Annotated in this window: 25 protein-coding genes; 14 read left to right on the top strand and 11 right to left on the bottom strand. The window is 71.2% G+C overall.

The genetic code is table 11. From position 1 onward, the window contains the following. The 3 genes from ACFWJO_RS32800 to ACFWJO_RS32810 all read right to left on the bottom strand — a co-directional run. Positions 1 to 479 (bottom strand): amino acid ABC transporter ATP-binding protein (locus tag ACFWJO_RS32800; RefSeq protein ID WP_386871096.1); only part of this gene is annotated, 479 nt, incomplete at its 3' end. Next, on the bottom strand, positions 476 to 1,378 hold the full coding sequence (locus tag ACFWJO_RS32805; RefSeq protein ID WP_386871098.1) for an amino acid ABC transporter permease: 903 nt from the start codon (positions 1,376 to 1,378) through the stop codon (positions 476 to 478). The genes ACFWJO_RS32800 and ACFWJO_RS32805, both read right to left, overlap by 4 nt. Further along, entirely contained in the window at positions 1,378 to 2,322 is a 945-nt protein-coding gene (locus ACFWJO_RS32810; RefSeq protein WP_386871100.1) for an ABC transporter substrate-binding protein, read from the bottom strand. The genes ACFWJO_RS32805 and ACFWJO_RS32810 overlap by 1 nt, the downstream gene beginning before the upstream one ends. Positions 2,323 to 2,549: 227 nt before the next feature. Between ACFWJO_RS32810 and ACFWJO_RS32815 the strand changes: the two genes are divergently transcribed. The 4 genes from ACFWJO_RS32815 (at position 2,550) to ACFWJO_RS32830 (ending at position 7,107) form a co-directional block, all read left to right on the top strand. Then, positions 2,550 to 3,314 (top strand): sugar isomerase domain-containing protein, encoded by a 765-nt coding sequence (locus ACFWJO_RS32815; protein WP_386871102.1) that lies wholly within the window; start codon positions 2,550 to 2,552, stop codon positions 3,312 to 3,314. 82 nt (positions 3,315 to 3,396) lie between these two features. Then, complete coding sequence (gene pgi, locus ACFWJO_RS32820; protein WP_386871181.1) at positions 3,397 to 5,052, top strand: glucose-6-phosphate isomerase; 1,656 nt, start codon at positions 3,397 to 3,399, stop codon at positions 5,050 to 5,052. A gap of 25 nt (positions 5,053 to 5,077) precedes the next feature. Beyond that, complete coding sequence (locus ACFWJO_RS32825) at positions 5,078 to 5,578, top strand: PH domain-containing protein (protein ID WP_386871104.1); 501 nt, start codon at positions 5,078 to 5,080, stop codon at positions 5,576 to 5,578. Then, positions 5,575 to 7,107: a PH domain-containing protein gene (locus ACFWJO_RS32830; RefSeq protein WP_386871106.1), complete on the top strand. Its 1,533-nt coding sequence runs from the start codon at positions 5,575 to 5,577 to the stop codon at positions 7,105 to 7,107. Before ACFWJO_RS32825 ends, ACFWJO_RS32830 begins: the two co-directional genes overlap by 4 nt. A gap of 71 nt (positions 7,108 to 7,178) precedes the next feature. On the opposite strand, the gene pgl is transcribed toward ACFWJO_RS32830, so the two are convergent. From pgl to tkt, 5 genes are read right to left on the bottom strand one after another with little or no spacing between them, the layout of a single operon-like run. Continuing rightward, the gene (gene pgl / locus ACFWJO_RS32835) at positions 7,179 to 7,961 is read right to left on the bottom strand and encodes a 6-phosphogluconolactonase (RefSeq protein ID WP_384421906.1); all 783 of its coding nucleotides are present in this window, start codon (positions 7,959 to 7,961) and stop codon (positions 7,179 to 7,181) included. Next, positions 7,958 to 9,016 carry a glucose-6-phosphate dehydrogenase assembly protein OpcA gene (opcA, locus tag ACFWJO_RS32840; RefSeq protein WP_386871108.1) on the bottom strand — a complete coding sequence of 353 codons (1,059 nt, stop codon included), beginning with the start codon at positions 9,014 to 9,016 and terminating at the stop codon, positions 7,958 to 7,960. The genes pgl and opcA overlap by 4 nt, the downstream gene beginning before the upstream one ends. Further along, the gene (gene zwf, locus ACFWJO_RS32845) at positions 9,013 to 10,545 is read right to left on the bottom strand and encodes a glucose-6-phosphate dehydrogenase (RefSeq protein ID WP_386871110.1); all 1,533 of its coding nucleotides are present in this window, start codon (positions 10,543 to 10,545) and stop codon (positions 9,013 to 9,015) included. Before zwf ends, opcA begins: the two co-directional genes overlap by 4 nt. A 5-nt stretch (positions 10,546 to 10,550) precedes the next feature. After that, positions 10,551 to 11,669: a transaldolase gene (gene tal / locus ACFWJO_RS32850; protein WP_386871112.1), complete on the bottom strand. Its 1,119-nt coding sequence runs from the start codon at positions 11,667 to 11,669 to the stop codon at positions 10,551 to 10,553. A 46-nt stretch (positions 11,670 to 11,715) separates the two neighbouring features. After that, positions 11,716 to 13,818, bottom strand: a complete 2,103-nt coding sequence (gene tkt / locus ACFWJO_RS32855; protein WP_386871114.1) for a transketolase — start codon at positions 13,816 to 13,818, stop codon at positions 11,716 to 11,718. Positions 13,819 to 14,150: 332 nt separating this feature from the next. Between tkt and ACFWJO_RS32860 the strand changes: the two genes are divergently transcribed. The 3 genes from ACFWJO_RS32860 to ACFWJO_RS32870 all read left to right on the top strand — a co-directional run bounded on the left by ACFWJO_RS32860 (position 14,151) and on the right by ACFWJO_RS32870 (position 16,849). Next, the gene (locus ACFWJO_RS32860) at positions 14,151 to 15,104 is read left to right on the top strand and encodes a heme o synthase (RefSeq protein ID WP_386871183.1); all 954 of its coding nucleotides are present in this window, start codon (positions 14,151 to 14,153) and stop codon (positions 15,102 to 15,104) included. 101 nt (positions 15,105 to 15,205) lie between these two features. Next, on the top strand, positions 15,206 to 15,553 hold the full coding sequence (locus ACFWJO_RS32865; protein ID WP_386871116.1) for a hypothetical protein: 348 nt from the start codon (positions 15,206 to 15,208) through the stop codon (positions 15,551 to 15,553). A 216-nt stretch (positions 15,554 to 15,769) separates the two neighbouring features. Next, on the top strand, positions 15,770 to 16,849 hold the full coding sequence (locus tag ACFWJO_RS32870; RefSeq protein WP_386871117.1) for an amidohydrolase: 1,080 nt from the start codon (positions 15,770 to 15,772) through the stop codon (positions 16,847 to 16,849). A 112-nt stretch (positions 16,850 to 16,961) separates the two neighbouring features. Here the strand turns inward: ACFWJO_RS32870 and ACFWJO_RS32875 are convergent, their stop codons facing one another. From ACFWJO_RS32875 to ACFWJO_RS32885, 3 genes are all read right to left on the bottom strand, one after another. Further along, positions 16,962 to 17,933, bottom strand: coding sequence for a heme A synthase (locus ACFWJO_RS32875; RefSeq protein ID WP_386871119.1), 972 nt, complete (start codon positions 17,931 to 17,933; stop codon positions 16,962 to 16,964). A gap of 87 nt (positions 17,934 to 18,020) precedes the next feature. After that, positions 18,021 to 18,746, bottom strand: coding sequence for an ABC transporter permease (locus tag ACFWJO_RS32880; protein ID WP_386871185.1), 726 nt, complete (start codon positions 18,744 to 18,746; stop codon positions 18,021 to 18,023). 157 nt (positions 18,747 to 18,903) lie between these two features. After that, positions 18,904 to 19,839, bottom strand: a complete 936-nt coding sequence (locus ACFWJO_RS32885) for an ABC transporter ATP-binding protein (protein ID WP_386871121.1) — start codon at positions 19,837 to 19,839, stop codon at positions 18,904 to 18,906. Between the two features lie 80 nt (positions 19,840 to 19,919). Here ACFWJO_RS32885 and ACFWJO_RS32890 point away from each other — a divergent pair, with 80 nt between their 5' ends. From ACFWJO_RS32890 to ACFWJO_RS32920, 7 genes are all read left to right on the top strand, one after another. After that, positions 19,920 to 20,669, top strand: a complete 750-nt coding sequence (locus tag ACFWJO_RS32890) for a DUF72 domain-containing protein (RefSeq protein ID WP_386871123.1) — start codon at positions 19,920 to 19,922, stop codon at positions 20,667 to 20,669. Positions 20,670 to 20,831: 162 nt separating this feature from the next. After that, the gene (locus tag ACFWJO_RS32895) at positions 20,832 to 21,560 is read left to right on the top strand and encodes a helix-turn-helix transcriptional regulator (RefSeq protein WP_386871125.1); all 729 of its coding nucleotides are present in this window, start codon (positions 20,832 to 20,834) and stop codon (positions 21,558 to 21,560) included. Continuing rightward, positions 21,557 to 22,972: a Fe-S cluster assembly protein SufB gene (gene sufB, locus ACFWJO_RS32900; protein WP_386871127.1), complete on the top strand. Its 1,416-nt coding sequence runs from the start codon at positions 21,557 to 21,559 to the stop codon at positions 22,970 to 22,972. The genes ACFWJO_RS32895 and sufB overlap by 4 nt, the downstream gene beginning before the upstream one ends. A gap of 79 nt (positions 22,973 to 23,051) precedes the next feature. Further along, positions 23,052 to 24,233, top strand: coding sequence for a Fe-S cluster assembly protein SufD (gene sufD / locus ACFWJO_RS32905; RefSeq protein WP_385693450.1), 1,182 nt, complete (start codon positions 23,052 to 23,054; stop codon positions 24,231 to 24,233). Then, positions 24,233 to 24,550, top strand: a complete 318-nt coding sequence (locus ACFWJO_RS32910) for a non-heme iron oxygenase ferredoxin subunit (protein ID WP_356691724.1) — start codon at positions 24,233 to 24,235, stop codon at positions 24,548 to 24,550. The genes sufD and ACFWJO_RS32910 overlap by 1 nt, the downstream gene beginning before the upstream one ends. 7 nt (positions 24,551 to 24,557) lie before the next feature. Then, entirely contained in the window at positions 24,558 to 25,322 is a 765-nt protein-coding gene (gene sufC / locus ACFWJO_RS32915; RefSeq protein ID WP_384413067.1) for a Fe-S cluster assembly ATPase SufC, read from the top strand. Further along, a complete protein-coding gene (locus ACFWJO_RS32920; protein ID WP_386871129.1) occupies positions 25,319 to 26,587 on the top strand; it encodes a cysteine desulfurase in 1,269 nt (422 codons plus the stop codon). The genes sufC and ACFWJO_RS32920 overlap by 4 nt, the downstream gene beginning before the upstream one ends. Positions 26,588 to 26,591 lie beyond the last annotated feature (4 nt).

Genomic DNA, 26,591 nt, shown 5'->3' on the forward strand with positions numbered 1-26,591 from the left:
ATGGCGACGCGCTGCTGCTGGCCGCCGGACAGCTGCGAGGGGTAGTTGCCCATGCGGTCGCGCAGGCCGACCCGGTCGAGCAGCTGTTCGGCGCGCTCGCGGGCCACGGCCTTGGATTCGCCCTTGACCTGGATGGGGGCTTCCATGACGTTGGCCAGGGCCGTCATGTGGGGGAAGAGGTTGAAGCGCTGGAAGACCATGCCGATGTCGCGGCGCTGGGCGGCGACCTCGCTGTCCTTGAGCTCGTAGAGCTTGTCGCCCTTCTGGCGGTAGCCCCCCAGCCGGCCGTCGACGGACAGGCGTCCGCCGTCGATGCGCTCGAGGTGGTTGATGCAGCGCAGGAAGGTGGACTTGCCGGAGCCGGAGGGGCCGACGAGGCAGAACACCTCGCCGTTCTGCACCTCCAGGTCGATGCCCCTGAGGATGTGCGCGGCGCCGTAGGACTTGTGGACGCCTTCGGCCCTCACCATGGCGGTCACCTGGGCACCTCCGGGCGGCGGAGCGTCGACAGGGTGGCCCTGACCTTCTGCCAGGGCGTGGGCGGCAGGTTCCTGGTCGCCCCGCGGGCGTAGTACCGCTCCAGATAGAACTGGCCGATGCTGAGGAGCGAGGTCAGGACGAGGTACCAGACGGCCGCGAGGAACAGCATCTCCACGGGAGAGCCCGAGGTCTGGCCGATGTCCTGCGCGTACCGCAGCAGTTCGTAGTACTGCACGGCCGCCACCAGTGAGGTCGTCTTCAGCATGTTGATGACCTCGTTGCCGGTCGGCGGCACGATGACCCGCATGGCCTGCGGGATCACGATCCGGCGCAGCGTCGCTCCGTGCCGCATGCCGAGCGCGTGGGCGGCCTCGGTCTGGCCCTCGTCGACCGCCAGCAGGCCGGCCCGGCAGATCTCCGCCATGTAGGCGGCCTCGTTGAGGCCGAGGCCGAGCAGCGCCGTGAGGAACGGCGTCATGAAGTCCGACCACTCGTCCTGGTAGACCGGCGGGAGGTTGATGTAGTCGAAGACGAGCCCGAGGTTGAACCAGACGAGCAGCTGGACGTAGACCGGGGTGCCGCGGAAGAACCAGATGTAGAACCACGCGACCGACGAGGTCACCGGGTTCTTCGACAGGCGCATCACGGCGAGGACGGTGCCGCCGGTCACGCCGACGAGCATGGAGAGCACGGTCAGCACGAGCGTCTCGCGCACGCCCTCCAGGATGCGGTCGTCGAAGAGGTAGTCCGGGATCGCTCCCCAGTTGATCTCGCCGCGCGCGAAGGCGTAGACGATCGCCCCGAACAGGGCGAGGACCACGACGGCGGCGGCGTACCGGCCGTAGTGGCGGACCGGGACGGCCCGCACCTCCGTGCGGGGTGTGCCGGCGTCCTTCATCAGACGCCGCCGTTGACGACGGCCTTGGTGACGGCGCCGTCCCGGCCGCCCCACTTGTCCACGATCCTGGCGTACTGCCCGTTGGCGATGATCGCGTCGAGGGCCGCGGCGATGGCGTCCCGCAGCGCCGTGTCCTTCTTCGCGACGGCGATGCCGTACGGGGCGGCGTCCGTCTGCTCGCCGACCAGGACGAAGTCCTCGCCGCCGCCCGAGGTCTTGACGGCGTAGGCGGCGGCCGGGAAGTCGGAGCAGCCGACGTCCACGCCCTTGCTGCGGACCCGGGTCTGGGCCTGCGCGTCGGTGTCGTAGGCCTCGATGGCGATCGCCGGCCCGCCGCTCCCGGCGCACTTGCCGTTCTCGGACTTGAGCAGGTCGTGGGCGACGCTCCCGCGCTGGACGGCGACGGTCTTCCCGCACAGGTCCGCCCAGCCCCTGACGGATCCGGAGTGCGCCTTGCGGGCGTAGAGGGAGACCCCGGCGGAGAAGTAGTCGACGAAGTCCAGGCCCTCGCCGACCTTCTTGCCGGTGACGGCGTCGACACCGTCCTGGCGGGCCTTGGTGTCGTTCATCGCCGACATGATGATGTCGTAGCGGTCGGCACGCAGCCCGCTGACGAGGGTGTCGAAGGTGCCGTTCTCGAAGCGGAACTCCACGCCGAGCTGCTCGCCCAGGGCCTTGGCGATGTCCGGGTCGAGGCCCACGGTCGCGCCCGAGCCGTCCTTGAACTCGACCGGCGGGTAGGCGATGTCGGAGCCGACCCGGACGAAGCCGGCGGAGCGGATGTCCGCGGGGAGGCGGTCGTTCAGCGGGGCGGCGGACTTCCCCGGTGTGCCGCCCGCCGCGGTGTCGTCCCGCTGGTCGCCGCACGCGCTCGTGGCGGTGAGGGCGGCGCAGGTGAGTAAGAGGGCCGTGGTGCGGCCGAGAAGGGAGGTGCGCACGGTCATGTCGATAGCTCCAGAGCTGTGAGCAGGGAGTAAAGAACAGGAAAGGTGCGGGTGTTGCGGGTGGGACGCCGAGCAACCTAGTCCACGCCGCTGACGGTCAACCAGGGTCTCTTGACGTGCCCTCACCGCTGCTGGTTCATTGAACCGGTCAGGGCGCGAATCATCGGTTTGCTCAACCGGAGCTCGGACCGGCCCCGCCCGGAAGCCCGATCAGAGGAGTTCCCGTCATGGCCCAAGTTGCCCTCGGCGCCGCCCAGTTCGCCGACGCCGCACGTGCCGCCGCCGACCGGGTCGTCGGCGCCAACAAGGACGCCGTCGCCGCCGCCGCGCGACTGATCGCGGACTGCGTGGCCGCCGGCGGGGTGATCCACGCCTTCGGGACCGGACACTCGCAGGCCGTCGCGCTCGAACTGGCCGGACGGGCCGGCGGCCTCGTGCCGACCAACCGGATCGCGCTCGTCGACCTCGTGCTGCGCGGCGGCGAGGACCCGGCCATCGTCCGGGACCTGCTGCTCGAACGCTCCCCGGGCCTCGCCGACCGGCTCTACGAGCTCGCCACGCCCCGCCCCCAGGACCTGCTCGTCATCGTCTCCAACTCCGGCGTCAACAACACGATCGTCGACATGGCCCTCAAGGCCACCGGAGCCGGCCACCGGCTCGTCGCCCTGACCTCCCTGGAGCACACCCACGCCGTGCCCGCCCTGCACGCAAGCGGCAAGCGGCTCGCCGACCTCGCCGACGTCGTCCTCGACAACGGCGCGCCCGCGGGCGACGCCGTGCTGCCGCTGCCCGACGGCGGCGCGCTGTGCGGGATCTCCACCCTCACCTCGTGCCTGCTCATCCAGATGACCGTCGCCGAAGCCGTCTCCCTGCTCCTCGCCGAGGGCCACGAGCCGCCCGTCTACGTCTCCGCCAACCTCCCCGGCGGCCACGAGCGCAACGCGCTCCTCGAAGCCCGCTACGAGGGACGGCTGCACCGCGGCGGCCACTGAACGCGTTTCGCACACCGGATCAATTAGGTTGGAGGGCAGCGGGGCACACACGCAGCAAGACGAGGAATGGGCGATGTCCGAGATGAATGACGCAGGCCGTACGAGGCTGAACCAGCTGCCCGAGTGGACGGCCCTCGGCAAGCACCGCGAGCAGCTGGGCGACACCCACCTGCGCGAGCTGTTCGCCGCCGACCCCCAGCGCGGCAGCGCGTACACGCTGCGGGTCGGCGACCTGTATCTGGACTACTCCAAGCAGCTGGTGACCGACGAGACGCTGGCGCTGCTGCGCGACCTCGCCGCCGCCACCGGCGTCGCCGAGCTGCGCGACGCCATGTTCCGCGGCGAGAAGATCAACAACACCGAGCACCGCGCCGTCCTGCACACCGCGCTGCGCGCCCCGCGCGACGCGGTGGTCGAGGTCGACGGCGTGAACGTCGTCCCCGAGGTCCACGCCGTCCTCGACAAGATGGCCGCCTTCGCCGACAAGGTCCGCGCGGGCGAGTGGACCGGACACACCGGCAAGCCGATCAAGAACATCGTCAACATCGGCATCGGCGGCTCGGACCTCGGGCCCGCCATGGCCTACGAGGTGCTGCGCTCCTACACCCGGCGCGACCTGACGTTCCGTTTCGTCTCCAACGTCGACGGCGCCGACCTCCACGAGGCCGTCCGCGACCTCGACGCGGAGGAGACCCTCTTCATCGTCGCCTCGAAGACCTTCACCACGATCGAGACGATCACCAACGCCACCTCCGCCCGCGACTGGCTCCTCACCGAGCTGCGGGCCGGTCAGGAAGCCGTCGCCAAGCACTTCGTGGCCCTGTCGACCAACGCCGAGAAGGTCGAGGACTTCGGCATCGACACCACGAACATGTTCGAGTTCTGGGACTGGGTCGGCGGCCGCTATTCGTACGACTCCGCCATCGGCCTCTCCCTGATGATCGCCATCGGCCCGGACCGCTTCCGCGAGATGCTCGACGGCTTCCACCTCGTCGACGAGCACTTCCGCACCGCGCCGCCCGAGGAGAACGCGCCGCTGCTGCTCGGCCTCCTCGGCATCTGGTACGGCGCCTTCTTCGACGCCCAGTCGCACGCCGTCCTGCCGTACTCCCACTACCTGTCGAAGTTCACCGCCTACCTCCAGCAGCTCGACATGGAGTCCAACGGCAAGTCCGTCACCCGCGACGGGCAGCCCGTCGACTGGCAGACCGGACCGGTCGTCTGGGGCACCCCCGGCACCAACGGGCAGCACGCCTACTACCAGCTGATCCACCAGGGCACCAAGGTCATCCCGGCCGACTTCATCGGCTTCGCGAAGCCCGTCGACGACCTGCTGCCCGGCCTGGTCGCCCAGCACGACCTGCTCATGGCCAACTTCCTCGCCCAGACCCAGGCCCTCGCCTTCGGCAAGACGCCCGAGGAGGTACGGGCCGAGGGCGTGCCCGAGGAGCTCGTCCCGCACAAGACCTTCCGGGGCAACCACCCCACCACGACGATCCTCGCCGACGGCCTCACCCCGTCCGTGCTCGGCCAGCTCGTCGCCCTCTACGAGCACAAGGTCTTCGTCCAGGGCGCCGTCTGGAACATCGACTCCTTCGACCAGTGGGGCGTGGAGCTCGGCAAGGTCCTCGCCAAGGAGATCGAGCCGGTCCTCACCGGCGGCGAGGGCGCCGACCGGCTCGACAGCTCCACCGCGGGACTCGTCGCCGTCTACCGCTCGCTGCGCGGCCGGAACTGACCCGGTGACACGGGGGGAGGACGCGGTGACCGCGCCGCACCAGGTGAGGCTGCGCCCGCCGAGGAACGCCGTCGACCGGCGCGCGGTCGGCTGGTGGCGGCTGCGGCTCCTGATCGCCACCGCCGTCCCGGTGGCCGTCCTGGCCGTGCTCGGCGCCCTCGTCGGGCCGGCCAGGATCTGGCTCCTCGCGGCGGCCGGAGCGGTCGCCGCCCTCGGGCTCGGCTGCGCCGCGTTCCTCCCCGCCTGGTGGTTCCGGGTGCACCGCTGGGAGGTCACCGAGGAGGCCGTGTACGTCCGTACCGGCGCCCTGTGGCAGGAGTGGCGGATCGCCCCCATGTCACGGATCCAGACCGTCGACACCGTGCGCGGCCCGCTGGAGCAGGCCTTCCGGCTCGCCACCGTGACCGTCACCACCGCCTCCTCCAAGGGCGCGATCCGCGTCGAGGGCCTCGACCACGAGCTCGCCGTCGAACTCGCCGAACGCCTCACCGCGATCACCCGGGCCACTCCCGGGGACGCCACATGACCGCCCCCGAGGACATCGGCCCGCCCGAGGACTGGCGGCGGCTCGCGCCCCGTACGGTCCTCGCCGGCGCCGCCGTGCTGTGCGGCGTCGCCGGCGGCGCCGCGCTCCCCGCCTTCCTCAGCCTGACCTCCGGTTCACGGCCGCCGTGGCAGGCCGCCGCCTGGGTGCTCGCCGGGGCCGCCCTGCTCATCGGCGGCGGCACCGCCGCCGACTGGATCCGGCTGCGCCGCACCCGCTACCGCGTCGGCACCGACCGGATCGACCTCCACACCGGGCTGCTCGTCGTCAAACGCCGTTCCCTCGCCCGCGAACGCATCCGCAGCGTCGACCTCACCGCCAACCCGCTCGAACGCCTCCTCGGCCTGGTCAAGGTCAGGATCGGCACCGGCGAGCACACCGACGGCGAGTCCACCCTCGAACTCGACCTGGTCACCGAGGCCGAGGGCGAACACCTCCGCCGCGCCCTGCTCGCCCGCCCGGCCGGCCCGCCCGGGGACACCGCCCACGACGGCGTCCTCGCCGCCCTCGACCCGCGCTGGATCCGCTACGCCCCGGTCTCCTTCGTCGCCCCGCTGCTCGGCGGCGCGGCGGCCGGCGCCGTCATGCAGGTCAGCGACTGGTTCGGCGCCCAGGACGAGGTCATCCACTGGATAGGGGACCGCTTCGAGGACGTCTCGCTGCCCTGGATGATCGCCGACCTGGCGCTCCTCGCCACCGCCGCCGGCATGATCGGCGCACTCGGCCTGTGGGTCGAGATGTGGTCCCACTACCGCCTGGAGCGCGAGCCCGGCGGCACCCTGCGGGTCCGCCGCGGCCTGCTCACCGCCCGCTCGGTCTCCCTGGAGGAGCGGCGGCTGCGCGGCGTCGAACTCGTCGAGCCCCTCGGCGTACGGCTGTTCCGCGCCGCCCGCGTCGACGCCGTGGCCACCGGGCTCGCCCAGGACGACGACGACAAGCACGCCGACCTCAAGAACCTGCTGCCGCCCGCGCCCAGGGCCGTGGCCGACCGGGTCGCCGCCCAGGTGCTGCGCGAGACCGAACCGCCCACCGGGGCACCGCTCAAGGCCCATCCCCGCGCCGCCCGCACCCGGCGGCTGCGCCGGGCCCTGGGCGCTTCGCTCGGCCCGGCCGCCGTCCTCGCCGCCCTGGGCGCCTGGCTCACGCCCGTCCTCCTGTACCTCGCGGCCGGCGTCGCCGTCGTCGTCACCCCGCTCGCGCTGTTCCTCGCCCTCGACGCGTACCGCAGCCTCGGACACGGCGTCAGCGGCCCCTACCTGCTCACCCGTTCGGGCAGCGTCCGCCGCTCCACGGTCGCCCTCCGGCGCGCCGGAGTCATCGGCTGGACCGTCCGGCAGTCCTGGTTCCAGCGCCGGGCCGGCGTCCTCACGCTCAGCGCCACGACCGCCGCCGGCGAAGGCGCGTACGACGTCCGCGACGCCGGCGAGAGCCAGGGCCTGGCCTTCGCCGCCGAGGCCGTACCGGGCCTGCTCGCGCCCTTCCTGGAAACGGCCGGGACCCCGCCCACCTAGGGGCCTGTCCGGTGGATCAGGGTCGGACAGGCCCGAACGGTGAGCGGGGCCCCGGTGACGCGTCGTCGGGCTCAGGCCGAGGACGGCGGATACAGGTCGCGCGGCAGCTCGGACGCGGCCGCCGCGTCCAGCAGCCACAGCGTCCGCGAGCGCCCGTAGGCGCCCGCCGCCGGGGCCTGCACCTCGCCCGCGCCGGACAGTGCGATGGCCGCGGCCTTCGCCTTGTCCGCGCCGGCCGCGAGCAGCCAGACCTCCTTCGCCGCCCGGATCGCCGGAAGCGTCAGGGAGACCCGGGTCGGCGGCGGCTTCGGCGCGCCGTGCACGCCCACCACCGTCCGCTCGGTCTCGCGGACCGCCGGCAGTTCCGGGAACAGCGAGGCCACGTGCGTGTCCGGGCCGACGCCCAGCATCAGCACGTCGAAGGTCGGCACCCCGCCGTGGTCGCCGGGACCGGCCGCCGCGGCGAGTTCGGCCGCGTAGGCCGCGGCGGCGGCCTCCACGTCGGAGCCGTACGGGCCGTCCGAGGCCGGCATCGCGTGCACCCGGGCGGGGTCCACGGGAACGCTGTCGAGCAGCGCCTCGCGGGCCTGGGTGACGTTGCGCTCCGGATCGCCCTCGGGCAGATAGCGCTCGTCGCCCCACCACAGGTCGAGCCGCGACCAGTCGATCGCGTCCCGGGCGGGCGCCGAACGCAGCGCCGCGAGCAGCCCGTTGCCGTTGCGGCCGCCGGTGAGGACCACCGAGGCGGAGCCGCGGGCCGCCTGCGCGTCCACGATCTTCGTGATCAGCCGGGCCGCGGCGGCCTCGGCCATCAGCTCCTTGTCGCGGTGGACGACCAGCTGAGGCGTGCTCACTTCGCCGCCGCCTTCTTGGCCGGAGCCTTCTTCGCGGCCCGCCTCGAGGTTTCCGCCGTCTCGGTGACCTCCTCGACCACGACCACCTCCGCCTCCGCCGCCTCCGGCTCGGGCGCGGTCGTCGCCGCCTCCTCGTCGAGCCGCTCCAGGCCGAACCGCAGCGCCGAGGCGTAGGTGTCGTCCGGGTCGAGCCGGCGCAGCTCCTCCGCGATCAGCTCGGCGGTCTCCCGGCGCTTGAGCGCCACGGCACGGTCGGGCTGACCCTGGATGGAGAGCGTGGCGAGCGAGCCGTCGGGCCGGTCGAGCACGATCGGACCCGCGTCGGTCTCCATCCGTACGGACGTGAGGCCGGGACCCGCCGACTTGGAGCGCCGCACCGGCACCCCCAACCGGTCCGCCAGCCACATGGCGAGCAGCTCGACGCTCGGGTTGAACTCCTCGCCCTCCACCGCGGCCGAGGTGACCTTGCAGGCCACCTGGTCGAGCGCGGCCGCCAGCATCGAACGCCACGGCGTGATGCGGGTCCAGGACAGGTCGGTGTCGCCCGGGGTGTACGCGTCCGCGTGCTCGGTCAGCTCCTGGATGGGCTGCTCGGCGGCGTACGTGTCGGTGACCCGGCGCTGGGCGAGCGCGCCCAGCGGGTCGTTCGCCGGGTCGGTCGGCGCGTTGACCGGCCACCAGACGACGACGGGCGCGTCCGGCAGCAGCAGCGGCAGCACCACCGACTGGGCGTGGTCGACGACCTCGCCGTACAGCCGGAGCACCACCGTCTCGCCGGTGCTGGCGTCGGCGCCGAGGCGGACCTCGGCGTCGAGCCGCGCCTTGGCGCGGTCCCGCGGGGAGCGCGAGACCCGCTTGATGACGACGAGGGTCCGCGAGGGGTGCTCGCGGGACGCCTCGTTGGCCGCCTTCAGCGCGTCGTAGGCGTTCTCCTCGTCGGTGACGATGACGAGGGTGAGCACCATGCCGACGGCCGGGGTGCCGATGGCCCGCCGCCCGAGCACCAGCGCCTTGTTGATCTTGGAGGACGTGGTGTCCGTCAGGTCGGTCTTCATGGCCGGCGCCAGCTCCTGCCGTCTCGTGCGAGCATCTCGTCCGCCTCGACCGGACCCCAGGTCCCGGACTGGTACTGCGCGGGCTTGCCGTGCCCGTCCCAGAACTGCTCGATCGGGTCGAGGATCTTCCAGGACAGCTCGACCTCCTCGACCCGCGGGAAGAGGTTGGAGTCGCCGAGCAGGACGTCGAGGATGAGCCGCTCGTAGGCCTCGGGGCTGGACTCGGTGAAGGACTCGCCGTAGGCGAAGTCCATCGACACGTCCCGGACCTCCATCTGCGTGCCCGGCACCTTGGAGCCGAAGCGCACGGTGACGCCCTCGTCCGGCTGGACCCGGATGACGAGCGCGTTCTGGCCGAGCTCCTCCGTGGCCGTCTGGTCGAAGGGGGAGTGCGGGGCGCGCTGGAAGACCACCGCGATCTCGGTGACCCGGCGGCCCAGCCGCTTGCCGGTGCGCAGGTAGAAGGGGACGCCCGCCCAGCGGCGGTTGTCGATCTCCAGCTTGATCGCCGCGTAGGTGTCGGTCTTCGACTGCGGGTCGATCCCGTCCTCCTCCAGGTAGCCGACGGCCTTCTCGCCGCCCTGCCACCCGGCCGCGTACTGGCCGCGGACGGTGGACTTGGCCAGGTCCTTCGGCAGCTTCACCGCGCCGAGCACCTTGGTCTTCTCGGCGGCCAGCGCGTCGGCGTCGAAGGAGGCGGGCTCCTCCATCGCGGTCAGCGCGAGCAGCTGGAGCAGGTGGTTCTGGATGACGTCACGGGCGGCGCCGATGCCGTCGTAGTAGCCGGCGCGGCCGCCGATGCCGATGTCCTCGGCCATGGTGATCTGCACGTGGTCGACGTACGACCGGTTCCAGATCGGCTCGAAGAGGGTGTTGGCGAAGCGGAGCGCCAGGATGTTCTGGACGGTCTCCTTGCCGAGGTAGTGGTCGATGCGGAAGACCGCCTCGGGCGGGAAGACCTCGTGGACGACCTCGTTGAGCTCCTTGGCGGAGGCCAGGTCGTGCCCGAAGGGCTTCTCGATGACCGCGCGGCGCCACGAGCCGTTCTTCTGGTCGGCCAGGCCGTGCTTCTTGAGCTGCTGGACGACCAGGGGGAAGAACTTCGGCGGCACGGAGAGGTAGAAGGCGAAGTTGCCGCCCGTGCCCTGCGCCTTGTCCAGCTCCTCGATGGTGGCCTTCAGCTGCTCGAACGCGTCGTCGCTGTCGAAGTCGCCCTGGACGAAGCGCATCCCCTGGATCAGCTGCTGCCACACCTCCTCGCGGAACGGGGTGCGGGCGTGCTGCTTGACCGCGTCGTGGACCTCCTGGGCGAAGTCCTCGTCCTGCCACTCGCGGCGGGCGAACCCGATGAGGGAGAAGCCCGGCGGCAGCAGACCACGGTTCGCGAGGTCGTACACGGCGGGCATCAGCTTCTTACGGGACAGATCGCCCGTGACACCGAAGATCACCAGACCCGACGGCCCCGCGATGCGCGGGAGCCGTCGGTCTGCGGCGTCACGGAGCGGGTTGGCTCCGGTGACTGCGCTCAAAGTGGTTACGCCTCCGAAGGTGCGAGGCGCTGCAGCTCCGCCTCGGTGGACTTGAGCAGGTCGTTCCAGGAGGCCTCGAACTTGTCGACGCCCTCGTCCTCCAGGAGCTGGACGACGTCGTCGTACGAAATGCCCAGCGCGGCCACGTCGTCGAGGAGCGAGCGGGCCTCGTCGTACGTGCCGTGGATGGTGTCGCCGGTGACCTCGCCGTGGTCGGCGGTGGCCTCCAGGGTCGCCTCCGGCATGGTGTTGACGGTGCCCGGGGCGACCAGGTCCACCACGTACAGGGTGTCCTTGTACGCCGGGTCCTTCACGCCGGTCGAGGCCCACAGCGGACGCTGCTTGTTGGCCTGCGCCTTGTCCAGGGCCGCCCAGCGCTCGGAGCCGAAGACCTCCTCGTACGCCTGGTAGGCCAGACGCGCGTTCGCCAGGGCCGCCTTGCCCTTGAGGCCCTTGGCCTCGTCGGTGCCGAGGGCGTCCAGGCGCTTGTCGATCTCGGTGTCCACGCGGGACACGAAGAAGGACGCCACCGAGTGGATCTTCGACAGGTCGAGGCCGCGCTCGCGGGCCTTCTCCAGACCGGCCAGGTAGGCGTCCATGACCGCGCGGTAGCGCTCCAGCGAGAAGATCAGCGTCACGTTCACGCTGATGCCGAGGCCGATGACCTCGGTGATCGCCGGCAGACCCGCCTTGGTGGCCGGGATCTTGATGAGGGTGTTGGGCCGGTCCACCAGCCACGCCAGCTGCTTGGCCTCGGCGATGGTGGCCGCCGTGTCGTGGGCCAGCCGCGGGTCGACCTCGATCGAGACCCGGCCGTCCTGGCCCTGGGTCGCGTCGAAGACCGGGCGCAGGATGTCGGCGGCGTCCCTCACGTCAGCCGTCGTGATCATGCGGATGGCCTCGTCCACGGTCACCTTGCGGGCGGCGAGGTCGGTCAGCTGCTGGTCGTAGCCGTGCCCCTCGGAGATCGCCTTCTGGAAGATGGACGGGTTGGTGGTGACACCCACGACGTGGCTCTGGTCGATGAGCTCGGCCAGGTTGCCGGACGTGATCCGCTGACGCGAGAGGTCGTCCAGCCAGATCGCGACGCCTTCGTCGGAGAGGCGCTTGAGAGCGTCTGTCATGAGAATTGCATCTCCATTAAGTCGTACGTACGCGCGCGTATTCGCGTCAGCGCGCGGCGGCGTCCAGGGATTCCCGCGCGGCGGCGACGACGGCCTCCGGCGTGAACCCGAACTCACGGAACAGGACCTTGGCGTCGGCCGAGGCGCCGAAGTGCTCGAGGGAGACGATCCGGCCGGCGTCACCCACGTACTTGTGCCAGGTCAGGCCGACACCGGCCTCGACCGCGACACGGGCCTTCACCGACGGCGGCAGGACGGAGTCCTTGTACTCCTGGCCCTGCTCCTCGAACCACTCCACCGACGGCATCGAGACCACGCGGGTCGGGACGCCGGCGGCCTGCAGCTGCTCCCGGGCCTCGACGGCCAGGTGCACCTCGGAACCGGTCGCGATGAGGACCACCTCGGCGGCGGTGCTCTGCCCGGACGGCCCTTCGGCGTCGAACAGCACGTAGCCGCCCTTGGCCGCGTCCTCGTTCGGCTCGTAGGTCGGCACGCCCTGACGGGTCAGCGCCAGGCCCACCGGGGTGCCCTTGCCGTAGACCTTGGTGTGGCGCTGCATGATCTCGCGCCAGGCGATCGCCGTCTCGTTGGCGTCGGCCGGGCGGACGACCGCCAGGCCCGGGATCGCCCGCAGCGAGGCCAGGTGCTCCACCGGCTGGTGGGTCGGGCCGTCCTCGCCGAGACCGATCGAGTCGTGCGTCCACACGTACGTCACCGGCAGGTGCATCAGCGCGGACAGGCGCACGGCGTTGCGCATGTAGTCGGAGAACACCAGGAAGGTGCCGCCGTAGACGCGCGTGTTGCCGTGCAGGGCGATGCCGTTCAGCTCCGCGGCCATGGCGTGCTCGCGGATGCCGAAGTGGATCGTCCGGCCGTACGGGTTCGCCTCGGGCAGCGGGTTGCCCTCCGGAAGGAAGGAGGACGACTTGTCGATCGTGGTGTTGTTCGAGCCGGCGAGGTCGGCCGAGCCGCCCCACAGCTCCGGGATCACCGCGCCGAGCGCCTGGAGCACCTTGCCGGACGCGGCACGCGTCGCGACGCTCTTGCCCGCCTCGAAGACCGGGAGCTTCTCGGCCCAGCCGGCCGGCAGCTCGTTGGCCTGGATGCGGTCGAACTCGGCCGCGCGCTCCGGGTTGGCGGTGCGCCACTCGGCGAGCTTCTTCTCCCACGCGGCGCGGACCTCGCGGCCACGGTCGCCGAGCCCGCGGGTGTGCGCGATGACCTCGTCGGAGACCTCGAAGCTCTGCTCCGGGTCGAAGCCCAGGACGCGCTTGGTGGCCGCCACCTCCTCGTCGCCCAGGGCCGAGCCGTGCGCGGCCTCGGTGTTCTGGGCGTTCGGGGCCGGCCAGGCGATGATCGAGCGCATCGCGATGAAGGAGGGGCGCTCGGTCTCGGCCTCGGCGGCCTTGATCGCCGCGTACAGGGCGGCCGGGTCCAGGTCGCCGTCGGCCTTGGGCTCGACGCGCTGGACGTGCCAGCCGTACGCCTCGTACCGCTTCATCGTGTCCTCGGACACGGCGGTCTCGGTGTCGCCCTCGATCGAGATGTGGTTGTCGTCCCACAGCAGGATCAGGTTGCCGAGCTTCTGGTGACCGGCGAGCGAGGACGCCTCGGCGGAGATGCCCTCCTGGAGGCAGCCGTCACCGGCGATCACGTAGATGTGGTGGTCGAACGGAGAAGCGCCCTTCGGGGCCTCCGGGTCGAACAGACCGCGCTCGAAGCGGGCGGCCATCGCCATGCCCACCGCGTTCGCGACACCCTGGCCGAGCGGGCCGGTGGTGGTCTCCACGCCCTTGGTGTGCCCGTACTCCGGGTGACCCGGGGTCTTCGAGCCCCACGTGCGGAAGGACTTCAGGTCGTCCAGCTCGAGACCGAAGCCACCCAGGTAGAGCTGGGTGTACAGGGTCAGGGACGAGTGGCCGGCGGAGAGGACGAAACGGTCGCGGCCCACCCACTCCGGGTCGGCGGGGTCGTGGCGCATCACCTTCTGGAAGAGGGTGTACGCGGCGGGCGCCAGGCTCATGGCCGTGCCGGGATGGCCGTTCCCGACCTTCTGTACGGCGTCAGCGGCCAGGATGCGGGCGGTGTCCACGGCCCGCTGGTCCAGTTCGGTCCACTCGAGGTCTGTGGTCGTCGGCTTAGTGCTCACCCTGAGTCAGGGCTCCTCTCCGCATGTCTGTAGCCGGTGACTGAGGGTGTCCCGGCGTTGTCGAGCCTACCCCCGAAAAACGCCCCTCTTTTCGGGCCCACGCCCCTCAAATGAGCGCACACAGCAAGACTGCCGCCGCCCGTGGGAGTTCGCCTCCCGAGCCGGTGCGCGGCCCGTGTCCACCCCTTGGGACGCACCCTCGGGTGAGCCCCGCCAACACGACCCCACCCCCGCGAAGATCGGCGTATGGGCAACGTCTACAGTGGCGTGGTACGCGCAAGTCTTCACCCCGTCTTCATCCGGGGAGCTTGCTGGGAATTTCTCTGTCAGGGGTGTGCGTGACGGCCGTCGAGTCCCGACCCGCAGGGGTCGTCTTGACTCCCAGCCCGGGGGGCCATCGGCCGTTCGGGGCCCGCGTCAAGGCATTCGTGGCGCTGACCAAGCCGCGGATCATCGAGCTGCTGCTCATCACCACCGTGCCGGTGATGTTCCTCGCCGAACAGGGCGTGCCCGATCTGTGGCTGGTCCTCGCCACCTGCTTCGGCGGCTACCTGTCCGCGGGCGGCGCGAACGCGCTCAACATGTACATCGACCGCGACATCGACGCGCTGATGGACCGCACGTCGCAGCGACCGCTGGTCACCGGCATGGTCTCGCCGCGCGAGGGCCTGGTCTTCGGCCTCACCCTCGCGGTCGTCTCGACCCTCTGGTTCGGCCTGCTGGTCAACTGGCTGTCCGCCTGGCTCTCCCTCGGCGCGCTGCTCTTCTACGTCGTCGTCTACACGATGATCCTCAAGCGCCGCACCGCGCAGAACATCGTCTGGGGCGGCATCGCGGGCTGCATGCCGGTGCTCATCGGCTGGTCCTCCGTCACCAACTCGATGTCCTGGGCCGCCGTCGTCCTCTTCATGGTCATCTTCTTCTGGACGCCGCCGCACTACTGGCCGCTGTCGATGAAGGTGAAGGAGGACTACGCGCGCGTGGGCGTGCCGATGCTCCCGGTCCTCGCCTCCAACAAGGTCGTCGCCCGGCAGATCGTGATCTACAGCTGGGTCATGGTCGCGGTCTCCCTGCTGCTCACCCCGCTCGGCTACACCGGCTGGTTCTACACCGCCGTGGCGCTGCTCACCGGCGGCTGGTGGCTGTGGGAGGCGCACGCGCTCCTCAACCGCGCCAAGGCGGAGGTGACGGGCGCGAAGCTCAAGGAGATGCGCCTGTTCCACTGGTCCATCACCTATGTCTCGCTGCTCTTCGTGGCGGTCGCGGTGGACCCCTTCCTGCGCTGACCTCCCGCACGGAACTCTCCTGGCCGACGGCCGGGGCGCGTGGCCCACGCCACGTGCCCCGGCCGTCGCCACGTGATCTACCCCCGAGTAGCATCCTTGGCATGGCAGAAACGAAGCAGGCGGACACCAAGGGCGCGGACAAGGGCGCGGAGCGCAAGGCGGCCCGGCTGGCCAAGGAGATCAAGGACTTCGCCGGCAAGCACGGCGGCGCAGAGGGCCAGCTCGCCCACATCGGCCAGGCCGGCACCCGCATCGTCCTCGTCGGCACGGACGGCGGCTGGGGCGACCTGGTGGCCCCGACCTACGCGATCGCGGAGGCGGCCGCCGAGAAGGCCGGTCTGACGCTGCACGAGGAGTTCGACGGCGAGTTCGCCGCCAAGGTCGTCACCGGCCCGTACGAGTGGACCCGCATGGCCGGCATCCAGCTCGGCGGCCCGGCCAACGCCTGAGACCACCGGACGGGCCTCGGTCACCCGGGGCCGCCGGACACGACTTGCGGCGCCGGAGGCCGCCGGACGGCTGGCGGCGTGTGAGGCCGCCAGGGGGGCGGGAGCCCGCCGGACGGCTTGCGGCGCGTGAGGCCGTCGGCGCGCCGGAGGCGACAACCTTGCGCGGGGTCACCCGTTAGGAGGGGTGGAAGCCCGTCCGACGTGGGAGCCCCCGGAATGATCGACACTCCGAGCCTGGTCGACCAGTACTGCCACGGGGTGCTCCGCACGGAGCTCGGCCTCGGCACCTTCGAGCGTCATCTCGCCCCCGGCTCCGCCCTGGCCGCCGCGGGCACCACCTTCTTCGACACCCAGACCGGCTTCGCCGTACGGCGCTGGTGCCCGCCGCTCCTCGGTCTCGAACCGCACTGTCCGCCCGCCCGCTACCTGGCCCGGCGCCGCGAGCTCGGCGTCCTGGAGACCGGGCGGCGTCTGCTGCGGGCCTCGGGCGTCACGACGTACCTCGTCGACACCGGATGGCCCGGCGACCTCACCGGGCCGGCCGAACTGGCCGCCACCGCGGACGCCGCCGCGCACGAGATCGTCCGGCTCGAACTCCTCGCCCAGCAGGTCGCCGACACCTCCGGCACCGTCGAATCCTTCCTGGCCAACCTCTCCGAGGCCGTCCACGGCGCCGCGGCGGGCGCCGTCGCCTTCACCTCGGCCGCCGCCCGACGCGGCGGGCTCGCCGCCGTCCCCGAACCGCCCGGTCCGGGCGAGGTGCGCGGTGCGGCCGGCCGCTGGCTGGCCCGGCGCGCGGCCGGCACGGCCGTCGACGACCCGGTGCTGCTGCGCCATCTGCTGTGGGTCGCCGTCGGCGCCGGCCGGCCGCTCCAGCTGCACGTCGGCGACCGGGACCCCGGCGCGCTCGCGGGCTTCGCCGCCGCCACGGGCGGGCTCGGCACGGATCTGGTGCTGCTGCACGAGTACCCCCACCACCGGCAGGCGGCGCGGCTCGCCGCCCACTTCCCGCACGTCTACGCCGACCTCGGCCCGGTCGTCGCGCGCACCGGCGCGCGGGCCGCCGCCGTGCTCGCCGAGTTCCTCGAACTGGCGCCGTTCGGCAAACTGCTGTTCTCCAGCGGCGCCCGCGGACTGCCCGAGCTGCACGTCGTGGCCGCCGGCGTCTTCCGCGGGGCGCTCGCCCGGGTGCTCGGCGAGTGGGCCGGCGACGGCTCCTGGTCCCGTACGGACGCCCAGCGGGTCGCCGGCCTGCTCGCCGGGGGCAACGCGCGGCGGGTGTACCGGCTGGCGTGACTTCTGGCCGTCACCGTCGTTAGCCGGCGTGCCGCACGCCCTCGCGGGGATGGCCCCTACTGGAGGTAGCCGATGCCGCCTTGCGCGGCCTGCTCCCCGCCGCGTGCGGCACTCACGCAGCCGAAAGGCTGGCCCGTTCCGCCTGGGCGGGAAGCGGCGCGGAGCTCTGAGGCCTCTCCCGCAGGCTGAGCGCCAGCCGCAGCACCGAGATCCACATCAGCGACGAGCCGAGCATGTGGGCGGCGACCAAGACCTCAGGGACGCCCGTGAAGTACTGGAGGTAGCCCAGCGCTCCCTGCGCGGCCAGCACGATCAGCAGGTCGCGGGCGCGCGCCCGGGTGTCGTCGGGCGCGTCGACCACGCGCAGGACCAGCCACATCGCGAGCGCGAGGGCGCAGACCACCCAGGCGGCGATCGCGTGCACGTGGGCGGCGTCCGTCCAGTCCCACGGCATGCGCGGCACGTCGCTGCTGTCGCCGGCGTGCTTGCCGGCGCCGGTCACCGTCGTACCGAGCACGATGAGCAGCCCGGAGGTGAGGACGATCGCCCAGGACAGCTTGCGCACCGGGCGCGGGACCCGCGGCTTCGGCGCGGTGTCGCCCTCACCGGCGCGGTGCCAGGTGATGACGGCCACCGTGAGGAGCGAGTTCGCGGCCAGGAAGTGCCCGGCCACCGTCCACGGGTTGAGGCCCATCCACACGGTGATGCCGCCGATGACGGCGTTGCTCATCACGATCCAGAACTGGGCCCAGGCGAGCCGGGAGAGCCCCCGGCGGCGCGGCTTCACCGAGCGCGCGGCGACGATCGCCCAGCCGACGGCCGCCGACAGGACGTACGTCAGCATGCGGTTGCCGAACTCGATCAAGCCGCGGTAGCCCTGCTCGGGCGTGACGATCAGGCTGTCTTCCGTGCACTTGGGCCACGTGTCGCAGCCGAGTCCGGAACCGGTCAGCCGGACCGCGCCGCCGGTGACGATGATGAGCACGCTCATCACGACGGCGGACAGCGCGGCGCGCCGGAGCGTCCGGGGGGACGGGGTCCAGCGCCTGGCGATGAAGGCGAGGGGGGTCTGCACGGGCCCCATCGTAGGCGGGGGCTTGTGCACGCTTTCACGAGGGGGTGGTTACGGGGCGAGTCACCCCGAAACGTCACCCCGTGACTACGCGGCGCGTCACTCCCAGCGGAAGAACCGGGCCGCCGCGCCGAGCCCCACGACCGCCCAGACGGCGAGGATCAGGGCGTCGCCCCACGGCATCCCGGCGCCGCCCTGAAGGACGTCGCGCAGTCCGTCGGACAGCGCGGAGATCGGCAGCAGCGCGAGCACGTCGCCCGCGGCGCCGAACTTCTCCAGCGGCACGATCACTCCGCCGCCGACCAGGAGCAGCAGGAACACCAGGTTCGCCGCCGCCAGCGTGGCCTCCGCCTTCAGGGTGCCGGCCATCAGCAGACCGAGCCCGGAGAAGGCGGCGGTGCCGAGGACGAGGAGGGCGAGCACGGCGAGCGGGCTTCCCTGCGGCGACCAGCCGAGCGCCAGCGCGATCACCGTGAGGAGCACCACCTGGAGCACCTCGGTGACGAGCACCGACAGCGTCTTGGCGGTCATCAGCGCCCAGCGCGGCAGCGGCGAGGCGCCGAGCCGCTTGAGCACGCCGTAACGGCGCTCGAAGCCGGTCGCGATGGCCTGCCCGGTGAAGGCGGTGGACATCACGGCGAGCGCGAGCACGCCCGGGGCGAGGAAGTCGACGGCCTTGCCCGCGCCCGTGGCCGTGCCCGTGTCGACGATGTCGACCGTCGAGAACAGCACGAGGAGGAGGGAGGGGATGATCACCGTGAGCAGCAGCTGCTCGCCGTTGCGCAGCAGCATCCGCGTCTCGAGCGCGGTCTGCGCGGCGATCATCCGCCCGACGGGCGCGGCCCCGGGCCTCGGCGCGTACGTCCCCGTACCCACGGTCCCGTTCGTGCTCACGACCTCAGCTCCTTGCCCGTCAGCTCCAGGCTGTGCTTTTCCGGGGGACGACCCCCGGACCCCCGGCAGATCTCGGTGCGGCCTGGGTTCATGACCTCAGCTCCTTGCCGGTCAGCTCCAGAAAGACGTCTTCGAGGGTGTGGCGTTCGACCGAGATCCGGTCGGGCATCACACCGTGCTGCGCGCACCAGCTGGTGACGGTGGCGAGCAGCTGGGGCCCCACCTCGCCGGTGATCCGGTACGTGCCGGGCAGCGGTTCCGCCGCGGAGCTGCCGTCGGGCAGGGCCTTCAGCAGCGAGCCGAGGTCGAGGCCGGGGCGGCCCGTGAAGCGCAGGGTGTTCTCGGCGCCGCCCCGGCACAGCTCCTCGGGGCTGCCCTGGGCGACGACCCGGCCGCCGTCGACGATGGCGACGTCGTCGGCGAGCTCCTCCGCCTCGTTCATGAAGTGGGTGGTCAGCACGACCGTCACGCCGTCGGCGCGCAGCTCGCGGACCAGGTCCCAGGTGGCGCGGCGGGCCTGCGGGTCGAGTCCGGCGGTCGGCTCGTCGAGGAAGACCAGCTCGGGGCGGCCCACGACGGCCATGGCGAGCGAGAGCCGCTGCTGCTGGCCGCCGGAGAGCCGCCGGTAGGTGGTGCGTCCGCAGGAGCCGAGGCCGAGGCGCTCGATCAGGGCGTCCACGTCGAGCGGGTGGGCGTGCAGCTTCGCCATGTGGCGGAGCATCTCGTCGGCGCGGGCGCCGGAGTAGACGCCGCCGGACTGGAGCATCACGCCGATCCGGGGCCGCAGGGCGGCCGCGTCGGCGACCGGGTCGAGGCCGAGGACGCGGACGGTGCCGGCGTCCGGCCTCCGGTAGCCCTCGCAGCTCTCGATCGTGGTGGTCTTGCCGGCCCCGTTGGGCCCGAGGACGGCGGTGACGGTCCCGGCCCGGACGTCGAGGTCGAGGCCGTCAACGGCGGTCTTCGTCCCGTACCGCTTGACCAGGCCCCGGACCCGGACCACGGACTCGACGGACTCGTTTCGCATGCCGGGAAGTCTAGAGAGGTGCGCGGTGGTCCTCCGGCGCGGGGCCGGGTGAACGGTCCGGAATCGGGCAGGATCACCGTATGCCGGTGTTCGTCGGCACCTCCGGGTGGCAGTACCGGGACTGGCGGGGCGTGCTCTACGCCGAGGACGTGCCCCAGCGGCTCTGGCTGGAGGAGTACGCCCGGAACTTCGCGGTCGTCGAGAACAACAACGCCTTCTACCGGCTGCCGGAGAAGACCACCTTCGCGGCCTGGCGGGAGCGGACGCCCGAGGGCTTCGTCATGGCGGTGAAGGCCAGCCGCTATCTCACGCACATCAAGCGGCTGAAGGACCCCGAGGAGCCCGTGGCGCGGCTGATGGGCCGCGCGGAGGCGCTGGGCGACCGGCTGGGGCCCGTACTGCTCCAGCTGCCGCCGACGCTCCGGGCCGACCCCGGGCTGCTGGAAGCGGCGCTGGCCCGGTTCCCCGAGGGGACCAGGGTGGCGGTCGAGCCGCGGCACGAGTCGTGGTGGACGGAGGAGGTCCGCGGCGTCCTGGAGGAGCGGGGAGCCACGCTGTGCTGGGCGGACCGCGGTTCCCGTCCGGCGGCCCCGCTGTGGCGGACGGCGGACTGGGGTTATCTGCGGCTGCACGAGGGCCGGGCGCGGCCGCATCCCTCGTACGGCCGCCAGGCGCTGGTGAGCTGGGCGGAGCGGCTGGCCGGGACCTGGCCGGACCGGGCGGACGTCTTCGTTTTCTTCAACAACGACCCGGGCGGAGCGGCGGTCCGCAACGCGGAAACTTTTCTCCGTGTGGCGGAGTCCCGCGGTCTGACGATCTACGCGCCGTAGGGTCCTCCGATCGGCCGGAAACCGCTGGTCACGGGCATCGCGATTCGTCCTACGAATGATCGTTTCCGCAGGTCAGGTAAGCCTTACCTGCGTGACGTACGGCACCGTCGCGCGCCCCGGCCTCGCTTGTCAGTCCCTGATTAATTACGCAACAATGGCGTTGTGAAAAACGTCGGTGAGGCTCCCACGGAGGAACTCGCGACCGGTGAGCGATCCACGCGCAACCGGGTCGCGCGCTCCATCCTGGACCACGGGCCCTCGACCGTCGCCGATCTCGCCCAGCGGCTCGGCCTCACCCAGGCCGCCGTCCGCCGGCACCTCGACTCGCTGGTCACCGACAACGTGGTGGAAGCGCGCGAGAAGCGGGTCTACGGAGCCCGCACCCGCGGCAGGCCCGCCAAGGTCTTCGCGCTGACCGACTGCGGCCGGGACGCCTTCGACCAGTCCTACGACGCGCTGGCCGTCGAGGCACTGCGCTGGATCGAGCGGAACGCCGGGGGAGAGGCAGCCGTCGCCGCCTTCGCCCGCGACCGCGTCGAGGCCCAGGCCGAGGCGTACCGGGTGGCCGTCGAGTCCGCCGACCCCGACCAGCGCACCGAGGCTCTGGCCAAGGCGCTGACCGCCGACGGGTACGCTGCCACTGCGCGCAACGCGCCGGTCGGCGAGCAGCTCTGCCAGCACCACTGCCCGGTCGCCCACGTCGCCGAGCAGTATCCGCAGCTGTGCGAGGCGGAGACGGAGATCTTCTCCCGCCTCCTCGGGACCCACGTCCAGCGCCTGGCCACCATCGCGCATGGTGACGGCGTCTGCACGACGTTCATCCCGCACAGCGCCCCCCAGACCACTTCATCCACAGCATCCGCAAGCACGGCCGGGAGGAACCCCGCATGACCACCGAGATCAGCCACCCCGAGCTCGAGGGCCTGGGTCGGTACGAGTACGGCTGGGCCGACTCGGACGCGGCGGGTGCCGCCGCGAAGCGAGGTCTCTCCGAGGACGTCGTCCGCGACATCTCCGCGAAGAAGAACGAGCCCGAGTGGATGCTGAAGCTGCGGCTCAAGGGTCTGAAGCTCTTCGACAAGAAGCCCATGCCGACCTGGGGCTCCGACCTGTCGGGCATCGACTTCGACAACATCAAGTACTTCGTGCGGTCCACCGAGAAGCAGGCCGAGTCCTGGGAGGACCTGCCGGAGGACATCAAGAACACGTACGACAAGCTCGGCATCCCGGAGGCGGAGAAGCAGCGCCTCGTCGCCGGTGTCGCCGCCCAGTACGAGTCCGAGGTCGTCTACCACCAGATCCGCGAGGACCTGGAGGAGCAGGGCGTCATCTTCGTCGACACCGACACCGCGCTGAAGGAGCACGAGGAGCTCTTCAAGGAGTACTTCGGCACCGTCATCCCGGTCGGCGATAACAAGTTCGCCTCCCTGAACACCGCCGTGTGGTCGGGCGGCTCCTTCATCTACGTGCCGAAGGGCGTGCACGTCGAGATCCCGCTCCAGGCCTACTTCCGCATCAACACGGAGAACATGGGCCAGTTCGAGCGGACGCTGATCATCGTCGACGAGGACGCCTACGTCCACTACGTCGAGGGCTGCACCGCCCCGATCTACTCCTCGGACTCGCTGCACAGCGCCGTGGTCGAGATCATCGTCAAGAAGGGCGGCCGCTGCCGCTACACGACCATCCAGAACTGGTCGAACAACGTCTACAACCTGGTGACCAAGCGCGCCGTCGCTTACGAGGGCGCCACCATGGAGTGGGTCGACGGCAACATCGGCTCCAAGGTCACCATGAAGTACCCGGCCGTCTACCTGATGGGCGAGCACGCCAAGGGCGAGACCCTGTCCATCGCCTTCGCGGGCGAGGGCCAGCACCAGGACGCCGGCGCCAAGATGGTCCACATGGCCCCGAACACCTCCTCCAACATCGTCTCCAAGTCGGTGGCGCGAGGCGGCGGCCGCACCTCCTACCGCGGTCTCATCGAGATCGGCGAGGGTGCCCCGGGCGCCAAGTCGAACGTGCTGTGCGACGCGCTGCTCGTCGACACGATCTCCCGCTCGGACACGTACCCCTACGTGGACGTCCGTGAGGACGACGTGTCCATGGGCCACGAGGCCACCGTCTCCAAGGTCTCCGAGGACCAGCTCTTCTACCTGATGAGCCGCGGCCTCACCGAGTTCGAGGCGATGGCCATGATCGTCCGCGGCTTCGTCGAGCCCATCGCGAAGGAGCTGCCGATGGAGTACGCGCTGGAGCTCAACCGGCTGATCGAGCTGCAGATGGAAGGCGCGGTCGGCTAAGGCCTTCAGGCCTCGCCCCGCCCCACCCGTACCGCAGCACTGATTTCTTTTGACGCAGGAAGAGAGCAACACGACAGCCATGGCTGAGGCTCAGAACATCCCCGCGGGCTCCACCACCGCGGGCTCGATCGCGGTGGCCGCCGAGTCCACCGTCGCCACGCGCATGAGCGCCCCGCCGTCCTTCGACGTCGCGGACTTCCCCGTCCCGCACGGCCGCGAGGAGGAGTGGCGCTTCACCCCGCTGGAGCGGCTCCGCGGCCTGCACGACGGCACCGCCGTCGCCACCGGCGAGGGCGTCCGCGTGGAGATCGAGGCCCCCGAGGGCGTCACCGTGGAGACCGTGGGCCGCGACGACGCGCGCCTCGGCAAGGCCGGCACGCCGGTCGACCGGGTCGCCGCCCAGGCGTACACCTCCTTCGAGAAGGCCTCGGTCGTCACCGTCGCCAAGGAGGCCGTGCTCACCGAGCCGATCCGCATCGCCGTGCACGGCGAGGGCGGGGTCGCCTTCGGCCACCAGGTGATCGAACTCGGCGCCTTCGCCGAGGCCGTCGTCGTCCTCGACCACACCGGTGACGCGGTGCTCGCCGCCAACGTCGACTACGTGCTCGGCGACGGCGCCAAGCTCACCGTCGTCTCCGTCCAGGACTGGGACGAGAAGGCCGTCCACGTCGCCCAGCACAACGCGCTGGTCGGCCGCGACGCCTCCTTCAAGTCCGTCGTCGTGACCTTCGGCGGCGACGTCGTCCGCATCCACCCGCGCGTGACGTACGCGGCTCCCGGCGGCGAGGCCGAGCTCTTCGGCCTCTACTTCACCGACGCCGGCCAGCACCAGGAGCACCGCCTCCTGGTCACCCACAACGTGCCGCACTGCAAGTCCAACGTGGCCTACAAGGGCGCGCTGCAGGGCCAGGACGCCCACGCGGTCTGGATCGGCGACGTCCTCATCGAGGCCAAGGCCGAGGGCACCGACACCTACGAGCTCAACCGGAACCTGGTCCTCACCGACGGCGCCCGGGTCGACTCCGTGCCGAACCTAGAGATCGAGACCGGCGAGATCGCCGGCGCCGGCCACGCCTCCGCCACCGGCCGCTTCGACGACGAGCAGCTCTTCTACCTGATGGCCCGCGGCATCCCGGAGGCCGAGGCCCGCCGCCTCGTCGTCCGCGGCTTCTTCGCCGAGCTGGTCCAGCAGATCGGTCTGCCGGACGTCGAGGAGCGCCTCATCGCCAAGATCGAGGCCGAGCTGGAGGCGTCCGTCTGATGGCCTTCGTCCGCGCCTGTGCGCTGAGCGAGCTGGAGGAGGACACCCCGAAGCGGGTGGAACTCGACGGCACGCCGGTGTCCCTCGTCCAGACCGAGGGCGAGGTGTTCGCGATCCACGACATCTGCTCGCACGCCAACGTCTCCCTCTCGGAGGGCGAGGTCGAGGACTGCCAGATCGAGTGCTGGCTGCACGGATCCGCGTTCGACCTCCGCACCGGCAAGCCGTCCGGCCTTCCCGCGACGCGCCCCGTCCCCGTATACCCCGTAAAGATCGAAGGGGACGATGTGCTCGTCTCCGTCACCCAGGAGTCCTGAGTCACCCATGGCAACGCTTGAAATCCACGACCTGCACGTCTCCGTCGAGGCCGAGAACGGTCCGCGTGAGATCCTCAAGGGTGTCGACCTGACCATCAAGCAGGGCGAGACCCACGCCGTCATGGGCCCGAACGGCTCCGGCAAGTCGACCCTGGCGTACTCGCTGGCCGGCCACCCGAAGTACACGGTCACCGGCGGCACCGTCACCCTCGACGGCGAGGACGTCCTGGAGATGTCGGTCGACGAGCGCGCCCGCGCCGGCGTCTTCCTGGCCATGCAGTACCCGGTCGAGGTCCCCGGCGTCTCGGTCTCCAACTTCCTGCGCACCTCCGCCACCGCCGTCCGCGGCGAGGCGCCCAAGCTGCGCACCTGGGTGAAGGAGGTCAAGGAGGCCATGGAGAAGCTCCAGATGGACCCGGCCTTCGCCGAGCGCAACGTCAACGAGGGCTTCTCCGGCGGTGAGAAGAAGCGCCACGAGATCCTCCAGCTCGAGCTGCTCAAGCCGAAGATCGCGATCCTCGACGAGACCGACTCCGGCCTCGACGTCGACGCCCTTCGCATCGTCTCCGAGGGCGTCAACCGCGTCCGTGAGACCGGTGAGGTCGGCACCCTGCTGATCACGCACTACACGCGGATCCTCCGCTACATCAAGCCCGACTTCGTGCACGTCTTCGCGAACGGCCGCATCGTCGAGTCCGGCGGCGCCGAGCTCGCCGACCAGCTGGAGAACGAGGGCTACGACAAGTACGTGAAGGGTGGCGCATCCGCGTGACTTCCGCCCATCAGGGGCTGACCGGCCTCCTCGACACCGAGGCGATCCGCAAGGACTTCCCGCTCCTGGATCGCGTGGTCCACGACGGCAAGAAGATCGTGTACCTGGACTCCGCGGCGACCTCGCAGAAGCCGCGCCAGGTGCTCGACGCGCTCAACGCCTACTACGAGCGGCACAACGCCAACGTCCACCGCGGGGTCTACACGGTCGCCGAGGAGGCCACCGCGCTGTACGAGGGCGCCCGCGACAAGGTCGCCGCCTTCATCAACGCGCCGAGCCGCGACGAGGTGATCTTCACCAAGAACGCCTCCGAGTCGCTCAACCTCGTGGCCAACATGCTGGGCTGGGCCGACGAGCCCTACCGCGTGGACCACGAGACCGAGATCGTCATCACGGAGATGGAGCACCACTCCAACATCGTGCCGTGGCAGCTGCTCGCGCAGCGCACCGGCGCGAAGCTGAAGTGGTTCGGGCTCACCGACGAGGGCAGGCTCGACCTGTCCAACATCGAGGAGCTCATCACCGAGAAGACGAAGATCGTCTCCTTCACCTTGGTGTCGAACCTGCTCGGCACGTTCAACCCGGTGGAGACGATCATCCGTCGTGCCCAGGAGGTCGGTGCGCTCGTGTGCATCGACGCCTCCCAGGCGGCCCCGCACATGGTGCTCGACGTGCAGGCGCTGCAGGCCGACTTCGTGGCCTTCACCGGCCACAAGATGTGCGGCCCGACCGGCATCGGCGTGCTGTGGGGACGGCAGGAGCTCCTGGAGGACCTGCCGCCGTTCCTCGGTGGCGGCGAGATGATCGAGACCGTCTCGATGCACTCCTCCACCTACGCGCCGGCCCCGCACAAGTTCGAGGCGGGTACGCCCCCGATCGCCCAGGCCGTCGGCCTCGGCGCGGCCGTGGACTACCTGTCGGCGATCGGCATGGAGAACATCGCGCGCCACGAGCACGCGATCACCGAGTACGCCGTCCGCCGCCTCCAGGAGGTGCCGGACCTGCGGATCATCGGCCCGACCACGGCCGAGGACCGCGGCGCCGCGATCTCCTTCACGCTCGGCGACATCCACCCGCACGACGTGGGCCAGGTCCTCGACGAGCAGGGCATCGCGGTCCGCGTCGGCCACCACTGCGCGCGCCCGGTCTGCCTGCGCTACGGAATTCCTGCGACCACGCGAGCGTCGTTCTATCTGTACTCCACCCCGGCCGAGGTCGACGCCCTGGTCGAGGGACTGGAGCACGTACGGAACTTCTTCGGCTAGGGGA

Origin of the sequence: Streptomyces sp. NPDC127092 (genome assembly GCF_042722475.1) — a bacterium.
Taxonomy (GTDB): domain Bacteria; phylum Actinomycetota; class Actinomycetes; order Streptomycetales; family Streptomycetaceae; genus Streptomyces.